The following is an 18002-nucleotide window of genomic DNA, read 5'->3' on the forward strand; positions in this document are numbered from 1 at the left end:
ATTTTCATTAAGCTTGCACTACGCGCTTTCCTGTATTCCATGTCATGGCGAGGAACACAATTGCAAGGATACAAGAACCAACTAGTAAAATGAAACCTCCTGTCCAGTCATAGTGATCGACGACGACACCCATCATGGCATTAGCGAAAGCAGAGCCGCCAATATATCCAAAGAATCCTGTCAACCCGGCAGCAGTGCCAGCGGCTTTTTTCGGAGCGAGATCAATGGCTTGCAGTCCAATGAGCATGACGGGTCCGTAAATTAAAAACCCGATGCTGATGAGGGCAATGTTATCAACCATTGGATTGCCAGCAGGGTTTAACCAGTACACAAGAACCGCAATTAATACGCCAATCATAAAGAGTACGCCAGCAGGTGCGCGGCGGCTTCTAAAGAAGCGGTCACTAATCCATCCGCACAATAATGTACCAGGGATGCCTGCATATTCATAAAGGAAATAAGACCAGCGTGAATGCTCTGGTGAGAATCCTTTTGCTTCTGTTAAATAGGTAGGTGCCCAGTCTACGACCCCGTAACGGACAAAGTACACAAAGACGTTGGCAATGGCGATATACCAAAGGAATTTATTGTTGAGTACATATTTAAATAAAATCTCTTTTACGGTTAATTCTTTTTCTTGATCTTCATATTGTTGTGCCGGATAGTCATTTCGGTATTCTTCGATTGGCGGAAGACCAGCGGATTGCGGGGTGTCCCGTACGAGAAGAATGATGACGAAGGAGACGATAATGGCGATGATGGCAGGGAAGAAAAAGATACTTTTCCACGTCGCAAACAGAACAATTCCTAATGTGATAAGCGGTGCAAGAATTCCCCCACCGATATTGTGAGCGACGTTCCAAATGGACATTTTTGTTCCACGTTCACTCACCGAAAACCAATGCGCCATCGTTCGTCCGCATGGCGGCCACCCCATTCCTTGAAACCAGCCGTTTAAGAACATGAATAAAAACATGATCCATACACTGGATGTCACCCATGGAAATGAGACAAATAGAATATTGATAAGAGCTGATAGAAAGAGTCCAGCGGCTAAAAAGTATCTTGGGTTACACCGGTCTGAGATCATCCCCATAATGAATTTACTAAAGCCATAAGCGATTGAAACAGCCGCCAGTACAAAGCCTAATTCACTTTTTGTGAACCCCTCTTCCTGTAAATAAGGGATGGCAAATGCGAAATTTTTGCGCAGCAAATAGTAGCCCGCATATCCGATAAAGATTCCCAAAAAGACTTGCAGCCGCAACCGTTTATAGGTTTCGTCTGTTTTGGCATCATCGAGCCTGTCGATATGCGGAGCTGGTTTAAACCATTTGAACATAAACATCCTCCTCTTGTAGATATGACTGAAACAAAAGTACGAGGTCTGTCTTTGATCTTGTACTTTTTCAGAGACAAAAGAATTGATAACGCTTTCTTTTGTACTCCCATCATATCGGATGGAGAAGATGTTTATGATGAGGCTTTTGTCATTATTTTGGAAGAACGGTTCATGAAGTGATGAAAAAAATCCGCACAATGGCGGATTTTTAATAGTGGTTAAATTGATACATCAATTTTTGCAGATTTCTTTAGTTGATCAATTTCTTTTTGTACTTCTTTTTGCTTTTCTTGAGATTCTAACTGCTTTTTGATTTGTGATTTGACGTCTTTGAAATCAGGTGCTTTTTGTTTTTGTTTTTTCATTTGTTCGGCGTATTGGTCATAGTACGCTTTGACGTCTTTTTCAGACACAGAGGCTGATTTAATTTCTTTGTCGACATATTGGCTGTATTTGATGCTGTCGGCAATATCACTTTTCAGCTGATCCATTGTCAGTCCGCTCTTTTTGAGTGCTTCTTCAAATTGAGCATTGTCTTTAAATTGTTTCTTTTCTTCTTTTAGCTGCTTATCGACTTGCTTGTCAGAGGCTTTATAGCCCTTCTTCTCAGCATCTTGCAGGATGAGCTCTTGACCTACTAGCGCATCAATGGTTTGCTTCTTGACAGCTTTTGCGCCTTCTTTAGATGTTGGGTCTTGTCCTGACTGCTGAAGTTGACCTTGAATGGTCGATAGGGCGCTATTGTATTCACTTCCTGTGATTTTATCTTTGTTGACGGTCGCAACGACCTTTTGATCATCAATTTTTTGTGCGTCTAATTTCTTTTGCATCTCTTCCATTTGCTTTTGCTGCTCTTTTTGGTCAGCCTGTGTTGTTTCCTTGCTTTTGGCTGAATCGTTTTGCTTATCCTGTTTCGCATCGTTTGATGAGCAGGCTGCAAGCCCCACTGATAACAGACAAGCAATGAGTGTATATGATACTTTTTTCAATTATTTTCTCTCCCTTCGGTATGAGAACATCTAGTGCGCATTCTAACCGTTTTAGAGGAAAAATAAAACCGTATAGACGAATTGTTAGCGGATTGACATGTTTTTTATCTGTTTGTCCTCATTTTGTCTTCTCATAGTCATCATATGACAGCTCAAGTTTGGAATAATTGTTCCATCGCTTCGTCGAGATTGGTGATCGGCTGGCGGCAGCTGTAGTTTTCACAAATATAGACCGTCGTGCTGTCGTTGATCGTTTTGTAATCTTTTGCAAAAGGTGCGAGCCTTGCTAATTCTTGCCCTGTTTCGGCAGTTAAAATGAGATCAAATGGCATGAATCGTTTTTGCAATGCTTGTAGAAGCTGTTCTTTTTGCGGATCGCCCTTTTTCCCGAGAATAATGATTTCTCGTTTTACGGCATATTGGCTTAATAGTCCTTTTAAAAAGGCGGTATGTCCGCTTGGATAGGAAGAGACATCGACGTAAAAGGCGCTGAACATCTTCTCTAGTGTTTCGATCCAGTCTTGACGTCCGATCATTCTGCTTAGTTTCAGAAGCTGTTGGAATGCAGTGCTGTTACCAGACGGCATGGCCCCGTCGTATACTTCTTTTTCACGAACAATAAGCGCTTCTGCATCTGAGCCTGAGAAGAAAAAGCCCCCGATTTGCTCATCCCAAAACAGTTCAAACATATTTTCAGCAACGGCTCTTGCTTTTGTCAGCCAATCTAGGTCAAAGGTCGCTTCGTATAAAGACATATACGCTGTTAGCATGTGCGCATAATCCTCGATAAAGCCTAGATGCTTTACGTCCCCTTCTCTGAAGCGGACCATGAGGCGTCCCTGTTGGATGAGGTGTGTTTCGAGAAAAGACATCGCCTGTTTTGCCATGCGTATGGCCTCTTTTTCATGAAAGACACTCCCTGCTTTGGCAAGTGCGGAAATCATCAGCGCATTCCACGAGGTGAGTACCTTGTCATCGATTAGCGGTGCAGGCCGCTGCTGTCTTACAGTGAGTAAGATGTGTCGAGCGGATTGCAGTTTGGAATGAAGGGTTTTGTCGTCGATTGAAAAAGCTGCTTTGATGTCATCAAATGAGGTGGAAATAGTATGAGGGATGTTCTGTCCTTCAAAGTTCCCTTCCTCTGTGATGTGGTAGACCGCACAAAATAAAGTGCCGAGGTCATCGCCTAAATGGGTCATGATCTCCTTTTTTGTCCAAACGTAATATTGCCCTTCCTTTCCTTCTGAATCGGCATCGATTGCCGAATAAAAAGAGCCATCACGATTCATCATGTCTCGTTTGATAAATTGAATGAGGTCTTGGACAAGCTTTTCGTACTCAGGGTGTTGAGTGATTTGATAGGCTTCGGTGTAGGCATCTATCAGCAAGGCGTTATCATACAGCATCTTTTCAAAATGCGGCACAAGCCATTTTTCATCGGTTGAATACCGAGTAAATCCAGAACCAATATGATCATAAATACCGCCGTTTGCCATACCGTTTAACGTTTTTGTGACAGCATATAACGCATTTTCTTGCCCTGTCCATTCAAAATAACGCATGAGAAACGTGAGCATATGAGGCGCAGGAAATTTAGGCGCAGAACCGAAGCCGCCATACAGCGTATCAAAGCTGCTCATGAGCTGATAATAGGCTTTGTGAATCGACTCCTGAGTGAGCGTATTTTCTGTCTGCCCTGCTGCCTTGATCCGCAAATTATTTGTTGCCTTTTCTGCCAATGATTCAATATGATCTCGGTCGTTGTGATACGCATCCAGCAATTGCGTCAGTGCTTCAATGAAGCCAGGACGGCCGTAAGCACTTCTTTTTGGAAAGTATGTCCCCGCATAAAAAGGCTTTTGATCAGGCGTGACAAACACGTTGAGCGGCCAGCCGCCTTGCCCAGTCATCATCTGACAAACGGACATATACATCGAGTCAATGTCTGGACGCTCCTCACGATCGACTTTGATTGAAATGAAATGCTCGTTTAGGATGTCGGCGACTTGTTGATCTTCAAAGCTTTCGTGTGCCATGACGTGGCACCAGTGGCAAGTGGCATAGCCAATGCTGACAAGCACCGGTTTATTTTCACGTTTCGCTTTGTCGAATGCTTCTTGCCCCCACGGATACCAGTGTACTGGGTTGTGGGCGTGTTGAAGGAGGTAGGGTGATTTTTCCGTGATGAGTGGGTTGGGTGTTTGGTTGTTTGGCATGGGAGATCACCTACTTTCTATTTCTTTATAAAGGTATGTTTATATTCATCACAAAAGATTTGCATCATCTATGTCTTTTTTCAATTGTGTTACACTTGAAAACTATCTACCCGAACTAAAGGTTGGCTAAAAATTCAACTGATTTATCAAAACTGTTTGAGTTAAAAAAATGTATTTTCTTTTTAGGGAAGTACGCTCTAATTCTTTCAGAAATTGACTCTTTTTTATCTAATTCATAAATACCATACGCGATAACTTCAACTTTAGATTTGTTAATTGCATCTACTATATGTTTGTCCGCAGAATCACTTAAATCATGTCCATAAATAGTTAGATGTCCGTCTATTTCTGATAGTGCTTCGTGACAAAACCTTAAATATTTATTTGACTGAATTTGCTCTAACTTATCTTCCCAATTGCCCTCTGAAACATAGAGCGGTATATTATTATTTTCCATAGAATCAATGACTGCATCAATTAGGTATTTCTGATTATTTTTTTTAACTTTTTCAATTAAGTCTACCTTATTAACAAAAATGTGTAGTCCGCCATGTAAATAATATAAGTTTAAGGAATTGGTATTTTTTGAAGGTGCAAAATTTAAGAAATCTAATCCATTCAATCTGAAAAAATCATTGATTGCCCTTTCTTTTTTAGACAATTTAATATGTAACCAATAAGGTATAAGATCATAATTAGTTGTGAAGATACTCTTTTTAAATATATTAAACGTATGATTAGCTCCGATTTTACTATATAACTGTCTATCAAAATTATTGGGGTGAACATTTGCAACTCCATTTATTAATGCCTGTTTAACATTTTCATAACTGTACGAAAGTTCTTCATTATTATGATTGAATATTTCATTTATACTTATAGCTCGCTTTAAGTTCTCTAAGACATACTCAAAGTTTGTTGTTTCTAATTCACTAAATAATAATCTATCTTGTTTTTTGAGTGACTCCTTTTGGTTATCATATAGTGATTTATAATTAAAGTCCTGCCAAATGCCAATTGAAAAACCATTCCCAATAAGTAAGTGATCAGTTTTTATTCTTTTAGTTTCGTATAAATCTTGAAAGCTTTCAATCATCGATAACTCTCCTCTTCTTTGGAGCCATTTTTATTATTATTGTAACAGAAGCATTTCACTTATTCCCAAAAATTTCATATAAAGCTCTTATGAATAATTTTCTGGTTTAATTTCTTCCAAAACAGCATTACTTGACATATCGGTATTTCTAGATATACAATGTCTGCCATGGAACCTATTGATGTGTTTAAGGCATTATCGAATGAAACAAGGTTGAATATTTTAAAGTGGCTCAAGGAACCAGAGAAGCATTTTCCTAAGCAAGGCGCTCATTTACCGAAGGAGGTTAGTTATAAGGGGGGCGTTTGTGTTGGGGATATTCAAGAAAAGGCGCAAATTTCTCAATCAACGGTCTCTAGCTACTTACATTTGATGCAAAAGGCTGGTCTGCTTGAATCGGTACGGCATGGACAATGGACATACTATAGACGAAATGAAGAATTTATCCAACAGATCGGACAATATATGAAAACAGAGATCTAAAGGATGTGTGATTTCTGTTTTTTTCTATTCTATATATCTGTTTATCTAGATATATAAATATATGAATAAAAGGAGATTTGATGATGCGTTTAATTTTTTATGTGCTTGCACTATTAGCGGGTGCGGCACTTAGTTTTGAAGGAGCCATCTATGCGGAGCTTGGGAAGTCGATCGGACAGTTAGAAACGAGTTTTTATAACTTTTTTGTCGGTTCAATTATTATGGGGCTATTGTGGCTCTTTTTTGGCAAAGGTGACCTTTCCTATACGTTGAAGGCACCAAAATGGTCGCTACTTGGCGGAGCGATGGGGGTTGTGTATTTAACGTCTATTGTGGTGAGTGTTCCATTCGTTGGTGTGGGGGTAACGATGGTCGCTGTCATTATTGGTCAGCTGTTGATGAGTATGGTGATTGAGCATTTTGGCTGGCTTGGGAGTCAGAGAACGAGAGTAAACAAAGAGAAGGTATTTGCGGTCATTTCGATGATCATTGCCCTTATTCTTATTCATTAGGAGGAAAGTCGATATGGCATTATTGTTAATTTTATTTACTTTAATCGGAGGCATTACGTTAAGTGCGCAATCTTCCATAAACGGTACGTTTAGCAGGAGAGCGGGTACGATTGAAACGACCTTTTTGACCTTTTTAACGGGTACGATGTTTTTAATCATTCTGATTTTATTCTTTGGGAGCGGCCATCTGTTGAATCTCTTGCATGCGCCGAAGTGGCAGTTGAGTGCGGCTTTTCTTGGAACGGCTTATTTAATTCTGACAGTGATCGCTGTTCCGAAAATCGGTGTCATTGCTGCGAATATTGCGGGGATTGCTGGGCAGCTTGTCATTGGAATGGTCATTGATCATTTTGGCTGGTTCCATAGCTTGGTGATTTCACTTGATCTCAAACGCATATTGGCATTGTTCTTTATGCTGATCGCTCTTTATTTTATTTACAAAGGAAATAAGCGCTCTCGAGAGGAAGCGAGTGCTTAAAGAAAACGTGCTGCTGCGACATTTGCTCTCAGCAGCTCTTTTATACTGATTCATCATGTTTGACTAAATACCTATCAGGGTATACTATCTGATCATAGGGAAAAGAGAAAGGAGTGTTAAACGTGGAGTATAATCAGCAGATGAAGAACCGTCTTCGCCGGATTGAGGGACAGATTAAAGGGGTTCTTGCGATGATGGAGCAGGGAAAGGATTGCCGTGAGGTGGTGACGCAGCTATCTGCATCACGCAATGCCATTGATCGGGCGATGGGTGTGATTGTGAGTACAAACCTTGAACAATGTGTCCGTGAAAGTCTTGAGCAAGGCAAGGATACAGAGGGGCTTGTCAAAGAAGCGGTTGAGCTCTTGGTGAAAAGCCGGTAAGAAATTCCTCAGCCTTTGGAGGTTGACGAATTTTTTTACTTGTTATAATATACCCTTACCGGTATGTGTATATATTTTTTGTTTTTAGTATACCCCTATGGGTAATTGATATAAGGAGGAGCATGATGGAAGAACAAAAGAAACGAACGACAATTGTTTTATTTAGTGGAGATTATGATAAAGCGATGGCCGCTTATATTATTGCAAATGGCGCAGCAGCTTATGATCACGAGGTGACTATTTTTCATACTTTTTGGGGGCTGAATGCCTTGCGTAAGGAAGAGATGGTGCCACTGAAGAAGGGATTTTTAGAAAAAATGTTTGGCAAAATGATGCCGCGCGGCGCTGATCGAATGGGGCTGTCAAAGATGAATTTTGCAGGAATGGGACCGAAGATGATCAAGCATGTGATCAACAAACACAATGCCATGACCCTGCCGCAGCTCATTGATATGGCGAAGGAACAAGAGATCAACCTCGTGGCATGTACGATGACGATGGATCTCTTAGGGCTGCAGGAGAATGAATTATTAGCAGACATTCAATATGCCGGTGTGGCAGCGTATTTAGCAGAGGCAGAAATCGGGAATGTGAACTTATTTATCTAGGGGGGTGTCCATACATGATTCAAATGCTTTTGCTCATCATTGTGATCGCTTTGCTTGTGAGCCGTTTTCTTCCCGTACGGGGTGTGAAACAAATGGACGCAGCTCATCTGAAACCTAAATTGCATAGTCGGCATCAACAGCTGATAGACGTGCGATCACCTTTAGAGTTTCAAACAAATCATATAAAAGGATTTCAAAATATCCCCTTATTCCAGTTAAAGGAACGAGCGCATGAGCTTGAGAAAGACAAAGAAGTGTATGTGATCTGCCAAAGCGGGATGAGAAGTATGCAGGCGGCTAAATTGTTAAAAAACAGGGATTTACCCACATTACGAATATCAAGGGTGGCATGAATGCTTGGCGATTATAGGTATAAATAGGCTTTAAAATATACCCCCACCCCTATAAAAGGAGGAAAAACAATGCAGCAACCAACAGCAATTCTAGATGCAAAAGGATTGGCATGCCCAATGCCCATTGTCAAAACGAAAAAACAAATGAATGAGCTCTTGCCAGGAGATGTGCTTGAAGTGCAAGCAACCGATAAAGGGTCTACAGCGGATTTAGCAGCTTGGTCAAAAAGCGCCGGTCATGAATTTTTAGGAACAAAAGTAGAAGGACAGGTGCTTCATCATTTGATTCGTAAAGGCGGAGCGAAACAGGAGGAGGAGCAGTCAACGATTTCGGAAATGTCGTTGAACATGTTTCAACAGAAGGTAAAAGAAGATCAGTCATTGTTTATTTTAGATGTACGAGAGCCAGATGAATACGAAGCGGGTCATATTCCAGGAGCTGTTCACATCCCTCTCGGTGAGGTGGAACAACGTGCTGAAGAATTGAACCGAGAGACGCTCATTTACCTCATCTGTCATTCAGGTAGAAGAAGTGAATTAGCCGCACAAAAGTTAAAAGAAAAAGGATTCCATCAATTGATCAATGTAGTGCCAGGCATGAACAGCTGGACAGGAGAGATTGAAAAATAGGAGCTGAATGAACCAATGACTGTAAAAGCAATGACAACAGAACAGTTAACAAAAAAGATTATCAACAAAGAGCCGATCTTTTTGTTGGATGTACGAAACGAATCAGATGTGCAGGACTGGAAAATTGAAGGGAAAGCCGTTGAATATTTAAATGTGCCTTACTTTGAGCTTCTTGATGGCGTAGAGGATATGGTGGAGAATATACCGGATGACCTAGATGTACTGGTCGTTTGTGCGAAAGAGGGCTCTTCTATTATGGTGGCAGAGATGCTGTCAGAGGCAGGCAGAACGGTCCATTATTTGCAAGGCGGCATGAAGGCATGGAGTGAGCATTTAGAGCCAGTGAAGATCGGTGATTTAACTGGCGGTGGAGAGTTGTACCAATTTGTGCGAATGGGCAAGGGGTGCTTGTCCTATATGATCATGTCGAATGGGGAAGCTGCGATTATTGATGCGGCTAGAATGACGGAGGTCTATACGCAATTTGCTAAAAAACATCAAGTCACGGTGACGCATGTGTTTGATACGCACCTTCATGCGGACCATATATCTGGCGGGAAAAAGCTGTCTGAACTGACTGGTGCTATCTATTGGCTACCGCCAAAAGACGCCGAAGAGGTGACATTTGATTACAATCACCTTGAAGAAGGACAGCGTGTGACGATTGGAGCGACGGAGATTGATATTCATGCCCTTTATTCACCGGGCCATACGATTGGTTCAACCTCTTTTATCGTAGACGGCCGTTACCTCCTTTCAGGTGATATTTTGTTCATTGATTCGATCGGAAGACCTGATCTAGCCGGTATGGCGGAGGACTGGGTAGGTGATTTGAGAGAAACCCTTTATACACGATATACGGCGCTTTCGGCAGAATTTATTGTGCTGCCTGCACATTTTATGATCGTGGATGAGCTGAATGAAGACGGGAGCGTTTGGAAGGAGCTAGGCGCTTTGTTTGAAGAAAATCACGGACTCAACATTGAAGATGAAGACGTATTTAGACAAATGGTCACGCAGGATCTCCCTGCACAGCCAAACGCTTATCAAGACATTCGGTCTACCAATATGGGGAAGCTGCATCCAGACGAGGAAGCGCAGCGAGACATGGAAATTGGTCCAAACCGTTGTGCGATTCGATAATGTTCAATAAAATAAAGAAGCGAGGGATGATCAGATGACATCAGATCACATTTTAGACGTAACCGGGCTTGCATGCCCGATGCCAATTATTCGGACGAAGAAAAAAATGAACGACTTGGCAGAAGGTCAAGTATTAGAAATACATGCAACAGATAAAGGAGCTAAAGCTGATTTGGCTGCATGGGCTAAGTCAAGCGGACATGAATTGATCACGCAGACGGATGAAGGGCATGTGCTGAAGTTCTGGGTGAGAAAAGGGTCCTAAAGGGGAGAGGGGTATCTATGAGGGAGCCCCTTTTCCTTTTGCAAAGGAGGAGACCAGCGTGGATTTTGCATTTTTCATTACTTTATTTATCATCGGATTTATTGGTTCCTTCTTATCAGGAATGGTCGGAATAGGAGGATCGGTGATCAACTATCCCATGCTGCTTTATATCCCGCCTCTTGTCGGAGTGATGGCATTATCGGCACACGAGGTTTCAGGGATTGGTGCCATTCAAGTCCTATTTTCGACACTCGGCGGTGTGCTGGCGTATCGAAAAAGCGGATTTTTACATCGACCATTGATTTTATATATGGGGAGCAGTATATTGGCAGGGAGTTTATTAGGCAGCTATTTATCACATTTCCTTCCAGAGAAAGGCATCAATGTAGTCTATGGTCTGCTTGCCATTGTCGCTGTTATTTTAATGCTTTTTCCGAAAAAAGGTCAGCAGGCAGAAGCGGATGGAGAGGTGACCTTTCATAAAGGACTGGCGGCTGGTATTGCCTTTGTGATCGGAAGTGTATCGGGTGTATTAGGTGCAGGCGGTGCCTTTATTTTAGTGCCGGTGATGCTATCGATTCTCAAAATCCCTGTGCGGATGACGATTGCCTCGTCTCTGGCGATTACGTTTCTCTCTGCAATCGGCGCATCGGCTGGGAAAGTGCTGACTGGTCAAGTCATGTTCTTGCCTGCGCTTATCTTAATGGTAGCCAGTTTGATGGCCGCGCCGATTGGGGCGAAAATTGGCCAGAAAATCAATGCCGTTTATTTGCAATGGGCGCTTGCCGTGATGATTACAGCCACAGCGATCAAAATCTGGGTGGATTTATTATAAGAAAAAGACCAACAACTGAGAGCAAGGGCTCTTTTCCATGTGTTGGTCTTTTTTATTTCATGTCATCGTGCTCGATATATGTTTCAAGTGCAGGGTGGTACTCTTTTTGATAATGAAGATTGGGGCATGTTTTCACGACTTTGCCTTGCAAGGCATTGGACTTCGAGACATCTAATGCTGTTTTACATTTTGGACAGCGTTCGTTAAAAATTGAGAGCCAGCGCTTCATAGATCACCACTCCAGTTAAAGTCTTAAAAACCGATTATATTAATATGAATTATAGGGGATTGTGTGAAGGAGGTCAATGGATATTTGGCTCTTTTTAACAAAAAAGAAGCATCGTATAAGATGCTTCAGCGTGTAGACAAATCCTCGCATTCTTTGTCAGCCCTGCATGCTGGCGCTCATGATTTTTAATTTCGCTTCGCTCAAGTGTTCTTCCTTCCTAGAGTCCGAAGTCTTTCCGTCACGCTGAAAAGAAGACAAAGGGCTAAAATAAAGTTCATTTTAGCCCTTGTCAACAATTTGAAGCATGATTAGTAGGCTTTTGCCCAGAACACCATATCAGAAGCAGGTTTCCCGCAGCAGACACATGTGTCAGAAACGGATTCTTGTTCAAACGGGATACAGCGTGATGTCGCTCCTGTTCTCTCTTTGATGTCGTTTTCGCAGTCTTCATCACCGCACCACATGGCTTTGATCAACCTGTTTTCTTCGGTAAGAAGCTGCTCGATGTCTTCGATTGTGTGGGCGTTTGATGTTTTTTCATGTAATCGTTCTTTTGCTTTTTCGTACATCGTCTGTTGAATGTCTTCAAGCGTGGACGTGATGGTTTGTTCAAGTGCATCTAACGTGACGGCTTGCTTTTCACCTGTGTCTCGTCTTGCGAGCATGACCTGGCCTTTTTCCATATCCTTTGGTCCAACTTCTACGCGTAATGGGATGCCCTGCATTTCACATTCGTTGAATTTCCAGCCAGGCTGTTTATCACTTGCATCGATGTCAGCGCGTGCGATGCGGGCGAGTCGATCCTTTAATTCATAGGCATGATCGAGGACACCTTCTTTATGGGAAGCAATTGGCACAACACGTACTTGGGTTGGCGCAATGTTTGGCGGCAGGACAAGTCCTCTGTCATCGCCATGCACCATGATCATAGCGCCAATGATTCTTGTGGTGAAGCCCCATGATGTTTGCTGGACATGCTCTAATTTTCCTTCTCGATTTAAAAATTCAATGCCAAACGCCTTGGCAAATCCGTTGCCGAAGAAGTGAGAAGTGGCGGTTTGCAGGGCTTTTCCGTCATGCATCAAGCTTTCAACCGTATAGGTGAAGCGAGCGCCAGCGAATTTTTCTTTCTCTGTTTTTCTTCCTTTAATGACAGGGATCGCTAGAAGCTCTTCACAAATAGACGCATAGACATGGAGCATTTTTTCTGTTTCTTCAATCGCTTCTTGCTCAGTCTCGTGACAAGTGTGCCCTTCCTGCCAGAGGAATTCAAGGGTTCTAAGGAATGGACGTGTTGTCTTTTCCCAGCGGACGACATTGGCCCATTGGTTATATAGCTTCGGTAAATCACGATAGGAGTGAATGATGTTTTTATAATGCTCGGCGAACAGCACTTCAGAGGTTGGTCTGACGCAGAGTCTTTCTTGTAATTCCGAATCACCGCCATGAGTCACCCACGCCACTTCAGGAGCAAAGCCTTCGATATGATCCTTTTCTTGCTGGAGAAGGCTTTCTGGGATAAAGAGCGGCATATAGACATTCTCGTGACCCGTTTCTTTGATTTGACGATCAAGTTCGTCGCGAATATTCTCCCAAATTTTAAAACCGTATGGCTGAATAATCATACTGCCTCTAACGCTTGAATAATCGACGAGACGCGCCTTTGTGACAACATCTGTATACCACTGGGCAAAGTCGTCTTCCATGCTTGTAATTTTCTCAACAAATTGTTTCTTTGACATTGCAGGTTCCTCCTTTTTAAAAACAAAAAAGCTGTACTTTAAGTTAGGGACCATTCCTGGTGGTACCACCCTAATTTAAAGCACAGCTTTACACTCGATCATGATAACGGTATGAACCGCTGTATGAAACAGAACTAAATCGGCAGGTTCACTTGAAGATGTCAGTAGGAACTTCTCAGCACCGTTCCCTCTCTGGTAAAGATCGATTCAAGCTACTATTCCAGATCTACGTTGATCCTTGTTCGTTGATTTTTCATCAGTTTACCTGTAAATGGGGGAGAAAGCAAGTTGGTCCGCAAGTTCATTTCATGCCTTTCTGAGGTCGTTTATGTCGAAGAGCCATTGGCAAACATTTTCTATTTTTGCAGCTTGCACGTTATGGAAGGCTATGCTAATATATTTGAAGAAAAAAATAGACTTGTATAACCTCAATAATATGGTTTGAGGGTTTCTACCAGGATCCGATAAATCCTGATTACAAAAGCGCGCTTTCCTTTTTTGTAATCAGGGTTTTTTTGTTTGTCTGCACCCTGTATCAAAAGTGAAAGCCATGATATAGAGAAGGGATGTTAGACATGAACTGGAGAGTTTATTTATTAGCTGTTTCTACTTTTGCGGTTGGATTAGTTGAGCTTGTGGTCGGGGGCATTTTGCCAAGTTTAGCAGAGGATCTCAATGTGTCTCTTGCGACAGCTGGGCAGCTGATCACGGTATTTGCGATTGTGTATGCTATTTCAGCACCGGTGCTACTGACCGTCACAGCCAAAATCGAACGAAAGCGTCTGTATTTAATCGCATTATTGGTCTTTACATTAGGCAATGTATTCACATATTTTAGTTCTACCTTTGCCCTTGTCATGATCTCAAGGGTCTTGATTGCCATGAGTACAGCGCTTGTTGTGGTGCTATCATTGACGATTACCGCCAAGCTGGTGGAACCGGCGCATCGAGCGAAAGCATTAGGTCTGATTTTTATTGGGATTAGCTCATCACTTGTTCTCGGTGTACCGATCGGTATTTTTATTACAGAGAGCTTTGGCTGGAGAGTGATGTTTTTAGGAATCAGTATTCTGTCAGCGATATCGATGGTGCTCATTTATTTTCTATTGAAGAAAATGCCTGTTGAAAAAGTCACACCGCTTAAAGAACAAATTCGTTCTTTAGGGCATCCGAAAATTTTCAGTGCGCATTTGATTAGCTTGTTCATGCTTGCTGGTCATTATATGCTGTATTCTTATTTCACGCCATTTCTGATGGAAGCTCTGCATATGACTCCGTTTTGGATTAGTATTTGTTATTTGGTCTTCGGGCTTGCGTCGATTGGCGGGAATGGGTTTGGCGGCTGGCTGAGTGACAAACTAGGATCAGGAAAAGCCATTTTGCTGGTGACAATCGCGTTTGCCATTGTGATGTTTATCCTTCCTTATACAGCAGGAGTGTTTATGCTCTTTATGGTGATGGTTGTCCTATGGGGTGCTCTTAGCTGGGCACTGACACCTGCTTTGCAGAGCTATTTGATTCAAACAGACCCTGTGACGTCTGATATTCAGCAGAGTTTGAATACATCCGCTTTGCAAATTGGGATTTCCATTGGATCAGCCGTGGGTGGCGTCATGTTTACAATGACCGGTTCATCCGTTGACTTGGCTAAATTCGGCGCTATTTTTGTGCTGATTGCCTTTAGCTGTGCAGTGATTTCATTAAAGAGACCGCCGCTTTATATGGATCGAGGGCATCACGCTGAATAGAAGAGAATAAGAACGTTTTCGTGTTAGTTAGCTGCCTCATCATAGGCAGCTTTTTATTTTTTGAAAACCACACCTTCGCTTTTACCAGTAATGACTTCTTCTCCATGCTGATTGATATAACGGGAAAAAAGGTGGACACGATGGTATTTTTCAAGGGGTTCTACCTTGGTGACGGCCATCTGACAGGTAATCGTGTCACCTGTATAAACAGGGCGTATGAAGGTACATGTCATCTCTTGACCGATAAAATGAAACTGACCGCCAAGTTTCGTGGCTAGACTTGCTGTGAGAAAACCGTGTACCATGAGCCTTCCTTGATCATCTAGCTCGGTATGATGTTTGCCAAGATCACCTGTCATGTTTCCAAATTGAATCACATCTTCATGCGTATAGGTTTTGCTTGTTTGAAATTGATCGCCTGGTCGAACCATCTGTTTTTTCAGCTCCTTTTTTTAAATGTACCAAAGGAGTGAATGAATGTACATTCATTTTTGTGGTGAGATGTTGGAAGCAAAGAAGAGACAGGATGCCTTTCTTTGCCCTTGATAAGTCAGGAAAAATGTCATCGTCTATTCAAAAACTACCATTTCTCCAATTGGTTGAAATCCGGCACGCTGATAGATATGTTTGCCGTCATTTGAGGCTTGTAACATCACACACTTTTGTTTGTTATCTGTCTGGGTCAGAAGGTAATGAAACATGTCACTGCCAAGTCCTCTTCCGCGGTGTTCTGCCTTTGTGATGACATCATAAATACCGTAGCTGTCTGCTGTTTCGATCAATAAGCCCGTTGTGACCGGTTTGTTGTGTTCATATCCAACGAACATGCGGGTACTCGGGTGTAATCGTTCAATCGAAAAGCGCTGGAAATAGCTGTTTAAAGAGATTGCCTCAGGTGATCCTTCGAAAAGTTCGGTAAATAAATGTTGATAATCGAGAAAAGTTTGATCGTCAGTCACTTCCTTGATCGTAAGCGATTGAGAGGTCCTTTGATCGATGTCGTTTGTATGTTCAAGCATCATGATGGTATTGCGTTCCACTTCTTGAAGCCCATATTTCTGCATGATATTCGACCAATCGGGGTGGAGCAGGCTTTGAGTGATCCATGTGCTGAATGTTAGTTGCTGTTGCTGCATTTGTTCGATGGCAGCTTCCACTTTTTGTTGATCTTGTATGTGCGCTGAAATGGGTAATAACAAATTGAACGTGTCAGTTGATATATGCGTGTTTGATAGAACGAAATCTTCCGTTGATAGGAACGATCCGTTTACAACAGAAGAAAACAAATTTATTTTTTCTTCTAACTGGCGAATGGCCATTTGCTGCTCTGTTTTCATTCTCTCACCTTCTTTTTTTGATTGAGGGTTACCTATCATAAATAATAGCAAAGAAAAGGAAATTGTGCGGTCTCTTGTAATCTAGTAAAAAAGGTCTCTTATTTATCAGGTCTGATGACCCATTCTTTTCCTCATCCCCACATTTCTTTTGACTCCTTTATTGATTATTAGTACCATTTTATTAACCAGTTAAGAGTGGAGGTTCAGATGGAAACAAACGAGCAGATTGTCTTAAAAGCGATTCAAGATTTGATTATGCATAGGGAAAAGAAACGGAACGATCCAACAGATCCACTGATTACCACGACTGATACACTCAAGCAAGATTGGACACTTACACAGCTTCATATTTTATCTATGATTCAAGCAAACCCTAATGAATCCAATAATACATTTCTTTCACAACAACTAAAACTATCAAAACCAGCTATTACAAAGGCTGTGAAAAAGCTCATCGAAAAAGGCATGGTCGACTATTGCCACCGGCAAGGTGACAAGAAATCCGTCTATTATTCACTGACAGAGGAAGGCACACAGCTTGCGGCACTGCATGATGAGCTTCATGAACAGGCAGTCTCCTCCTATTTAGAATTCCTCCATGAATTTAATGAAGACGAACTACAGGTTATTGAGCGCTTCTTAAAGGCTTGGAAGGAAAAGATATAAATAACGGGCCGAAAGCTTTCTATAAACTAGATGCTTTCGGTTTTTTTATGGTAAAATTAACATATATTGACGTTATTCGTGATGATGATTGAGGGAGGGAACCGTGTTGGTGGAAGAGATGATGGAAAATTTTAAAAAATCTATTTTTATCATGCCGTTCGTCGGATTGTTTGTCAGCTTGCTATTATTTGTTTATTTTTTTGGAGTGACAGGAGTTGAAGGGTCCATTTGGGCGGCTGTTTTGTATTGTGCTCTGCCCTTTCTGATGTACACGATACTCTGTTTGCCTTTATGGATTTATTTTAAAGTCAGCAAAAAACGTTCAATACATAGAAATGAGGAACATACATGATCGTTGTTAGCGCTTGTCTTGCGGGATTAAAGGTCCGTTATAATGGCAGCCATCGATTAGATCAACGTATCGAGGAGCTTGTGCAGGAAGGAAAGGCGGTAACAGTTTGCCCTGAGCTGCTTGGCGGTTTCTCTACACCAAGACCTCCCGCTGAAATTATTGGTGGAGATGGTCATGATGTCTTACGGGGACAGGCTGCTGTTGTTGATGTTCATGGAACAGATGTGACAGAGATGTATGTAAATGGTGCACAAGCCACGCTTAAGCAGGTTCAGACTCTTGGCGCAACATCCGTCGTGTTAAAAGAGTACAGCCCTTCTTGCGGAAGCCGGATGATCTATCGGGGAGAGTTTAACGGGAAGACAAAGGCTGGGAACGGTGTGACGTCTGCCTTGCTGAAACAGCATGGGATTCAAGTATTCTCTGAGGAGGATGATTGGACCTCGCTGTTTGTATAGGGATAAGTAGAAATCTATTTAATTAAAAAACAAATATATTTACATAAAAATTTTGTGTTGTTAGTATGTGGAAAATGAAATTAGATCATAGTAGCCCTTGCATGGTCTATTTTCATGCATGATCTTTCGCACATTCG

The 18002-nt window shown here is 41.9% G+C and carries 20 protein-coding genes, 1 pseudogene and 1 riboswitch; of the genes and pseudogenes, 13 read left to right on the plus strand and 8 right to left on the minus strand.

The window, feature by feature from the left end:
* Window positions 1-7: 7 nt before the first annotated feature.
* From glpT to MHH31_RS01270, 4 genes are all read right to left on the minus strand, one after another.
* Window positions 8-1342, minus strand: a complete 1335-nt coding sequence (gene glpT / locus MHH31_RS01255; protein WP_342495162.1) for a glycerol-3-phosphate transporter — start codon at window positions 1340-1342, stop codon at window positions 8-10.
* 218 nt (window positions 1343-1560) lie between these two features.
* Complete coding sequence (locus tag MHH31_RS01260; protein WP_008359353.1) at window positions 1561-2331, minus strand: SurA N-terminal domain-containing protein; 771 nt, start codon at window positions 2329-2331, stop codon at window positions 1561-1563.
* Window positions 2332-2483: 152 nt separating this feature from the next.
* The gene (locus tag MHH31_RS01265; protein WP_342495163.1) at window positions 2484-4547 is read right to left on the minus strand and encodes a thioredoxin domain-containing protein; all 2064 of its coding nucleotides are present in this window, start codon (window positions 4545-4547) and stop codon (window positions 2484-2486) included.
* A gap of 115 nt (window positions 4548-4662) precedes the next feature.
* The gene (locus MHH31_RS01270) at window positions 4663-5643 is read right to left on the minus strand and encodes a DUF4917 family protein (RefSeq protein WP_041091708.1); all 981 of its coding nucleotides are present in this window, start codon (window positions 5641-5643) and stop codon (window positions 4663-4665) included.
* 168 nt (window positions 5644-5811) lie between these two features.
* On the opposite strand from MHH31_RS01270, the gene MHH31_RS01275 reads away from it, so the two are divergent.
* The 10 genes and pseudogenes from MHH31_RS01275 to MHH31_RS01320 all read left to right on the plus strand — a co-directional run bounded on the left by MHH31_RS01275 (window position 5812) and on the right by MHH31_RS01320 (window position 11333).
* Window positions 5812-6126 carry a metalloregulator ArsR/SmtB family transcription factor gene (locus tag MHH31_RS01275; protein WP_008343888.1) on the plus strand — a complete coding sequence of 105 codons (315 nt, stop codon included), beginning with the start codon at window positions 5812-5814 and terminating at the stop codon, window positions 6124-6126.
* 83 nt (window positions 6127-6209) lie between these two features.
* Window positions 6210-6638, plus strand: coding sequence for a DMT family transporter (locus MHH31_RS01280; protein ID WP_008343887.1), 429 nt, complete (start codon window positions 6210-6212; stop codon window positions 6636-6638).
* A 13-nt stretch (window positions 6639-6651) separates the two neighbouring features.
* Window positions 6652-7116 (plus strand): DMT family transporter, encoded by a 465-nt coding sequence (locus MHH31_RS01285; RefSeq protein WP_342495164.1) that lies wholly within the window; start codon window positions 6652-6654, stop codon window positions 7114-7116.
* Window positions 7117-7238: 122 nt separating this feature from the next.
* Window positions 7239-7499, plus strand: coding sequence for a metal-sensitive transcriptional regulator (locus tag MHH31_RS01290; protein WP_003217059.1), 261 nt, complete (start codon window positions 7239-7241; stop codon window positions 7497-7499).
* Window positions 7500-7624: 125 nt separating this feature from the next.
* Complete coding sequence (locus MHH31_RS01295; protein WP_008343885.1) at window positions 7625-8107, plus strand: DsrE/DsrF/DrsH-like family protein; 483 nt, start codon at window positions 7625-7627, stop codon at window positions 8105-8107.
* Window positions 8108-8121: 14 nt separating this feature from the next.
* Window positions 8122-8477, plus strand: a pseudogene (locus MHH31_RS01300) (rhodanese-like domain-containing protein).
* A gap of 52 nt (window positions 8478-8529) precedes the next feature.
* Complete coding sequence (locus tag MHH31_RS01305) at window positions 8530-9090, plus strand: sulfurtransferase TusA family protein (protein WP_342495165.1); 561 nt, start codon at window positions 8530-8532, stop codon at window positions 9088-9090.
* 15 nt (window positions 9091-9105) lie between these two features.
* Window positions 9106-10233: an MBL fold metallo-hydrolase gene (locus MHH31_RS01310; RefSeq protein WP_342495166.1), complete on the plus strand. Its 1128-nt coding sequence runs from the start codon at window positions 9106-9108 to the stop codon at window positions 10231-10233.
* A gap of 34 nt (window positions 10234-10267) precedes the next feature.
* A complete protein-coding gene (locus MHH31_RS01315; protein WP_008343881.1) occupies window positions 10268-10498 on the plus strand; it encodes a sulfurtransferase TusA family protein in 231 nt (76 codons plus the stop codon).
* Window positions 10499-10556: 58 nt separating this feature from the next.
* On the plus strand, window positions 10557-11333 hold the full coding sequence (locus MHH31_RS01320) for a sulfite exporter TauE/SafE family protein (protein WP_342495167.1): 777 nt from the start codon (window positions 10557-10559) through the stop codon (window positions 11331-11333).
* Window positions 11334-11385: 52 nt separating this feature from the next.
* Here the strand turns inward: MHH31_RS01320 and MHH31_RS01325 are convergent, their stop codons facing one another.
* Together MHH31_RS01325 and proS are read right to left on the minus strand one after the other, a co-directional pair.
* Window positions 11386-11562 carry a hypothetical protein gene (locus MHH31_RS01325; RefSeq protein WP_017358723.1) on the minus strand — a complete coding sequence of 59 codons (177 nt, stop codon included), beginning with the start codon at window positions 11560-11562 and terminating at the stop codon, window positions 11386-11388.
* A gap of 308 nt (window positions 11563-11870) precedes the next feature.
* Window positions 11871-13304, minus strand: a complete 1434-nt coding sequence (proS, locus tag MHH31_RS01330; protein WP_274660737.1) for a proline--tRNA ligase — start codon at window positions 13302-13304, stop codon at window positions 11871-11873.
* 398 nt (window positions 13305-13702) lie between these two features.
* Window positions 13703-13802, plus strand: a riboswitch (purine riboswitch).
* Between the two features lie 77 nt (window positions 13803-13879).
* On the opposite strand from proS, the gene MHH31_RS01335 reads away from it, so the two are divergent.
* A complete protein-coding gene (locus tag MHH31_RS01335; protein WP_342495168.1) occupies window positions 13880-15052 on the plus strand; it encodes an MFS transporter in 1173 nt (390 codons plus the stop codon).
* A gap of 53 nt (window positions 15053-15105) precedes the next feature.
* On the opposite strand, the gene MHH31_RS01340 is transcribed toward MHH31_RS01335, so the two are convergent.
* Window positions 15106-15483, minus strand: coding sequence for a hotdog domain-containing protein (locus MHH31_RS01340; RefSeq protein ID WP_045034653.1), 378 nt, complete (start codon window positions 15481-15483; stop codon window positions 15106-15108).
* A 138-nt stretch (window positions 15484-15621) separates the two neighbouring features.
* Entirely contained in the window at window positions 15622-16389 is a 768-nt protein-coding gene (locus MHH31_RS01345) for a GNAT family N-acetyltransferase (protein WP_342473831.1), read from the minus strand.
* A gap of 207 nt (window positions 16390-16596) precedes the next feature.
* Between MHH31_RS01345 and MHH31_RS01350 the strand changes: the two genes are divergently transcribed.
* Both MHH31_RS01350 and MHH31_RS01355 read left to right on the plus strand, forming a co-directional pair.
* On the plus strand, window positions 16597-17055 hold the full coding sequence (locus MHH31_RS01350) for a MarR family transcriptional regulator (RefSeq protein ID WP_024719151.1): 459 nt from the start codon (window positions 16597-16599) through the stop codon (window positions 17053-17055).
* Between the two features lie 348 nt (window positions 17056-17403).
* The gene (locus MHH31_RS01355) at window positions 17404-17865 is read left to right on the plus strand and encodes a DUF523 domain-containing protein (protein ID WP_342495169.1); all 462 of its coding nucleotides are present in this window, start codon (window positions 17404-17406) and stop codon (window positions 17863-17865) included.
* The last annotated feature ends 137 nt before the right edge of the window (window positions 17866-18002 follow it).

The organism is Bacillus sp. FSL K6-1033 (assembly GCF_038630765.1).
GTDB lineage: Bacteria > Bacillota > Bacilli > Bacillales > Bacillaceae > Bacillus > Bacillus altitudinis.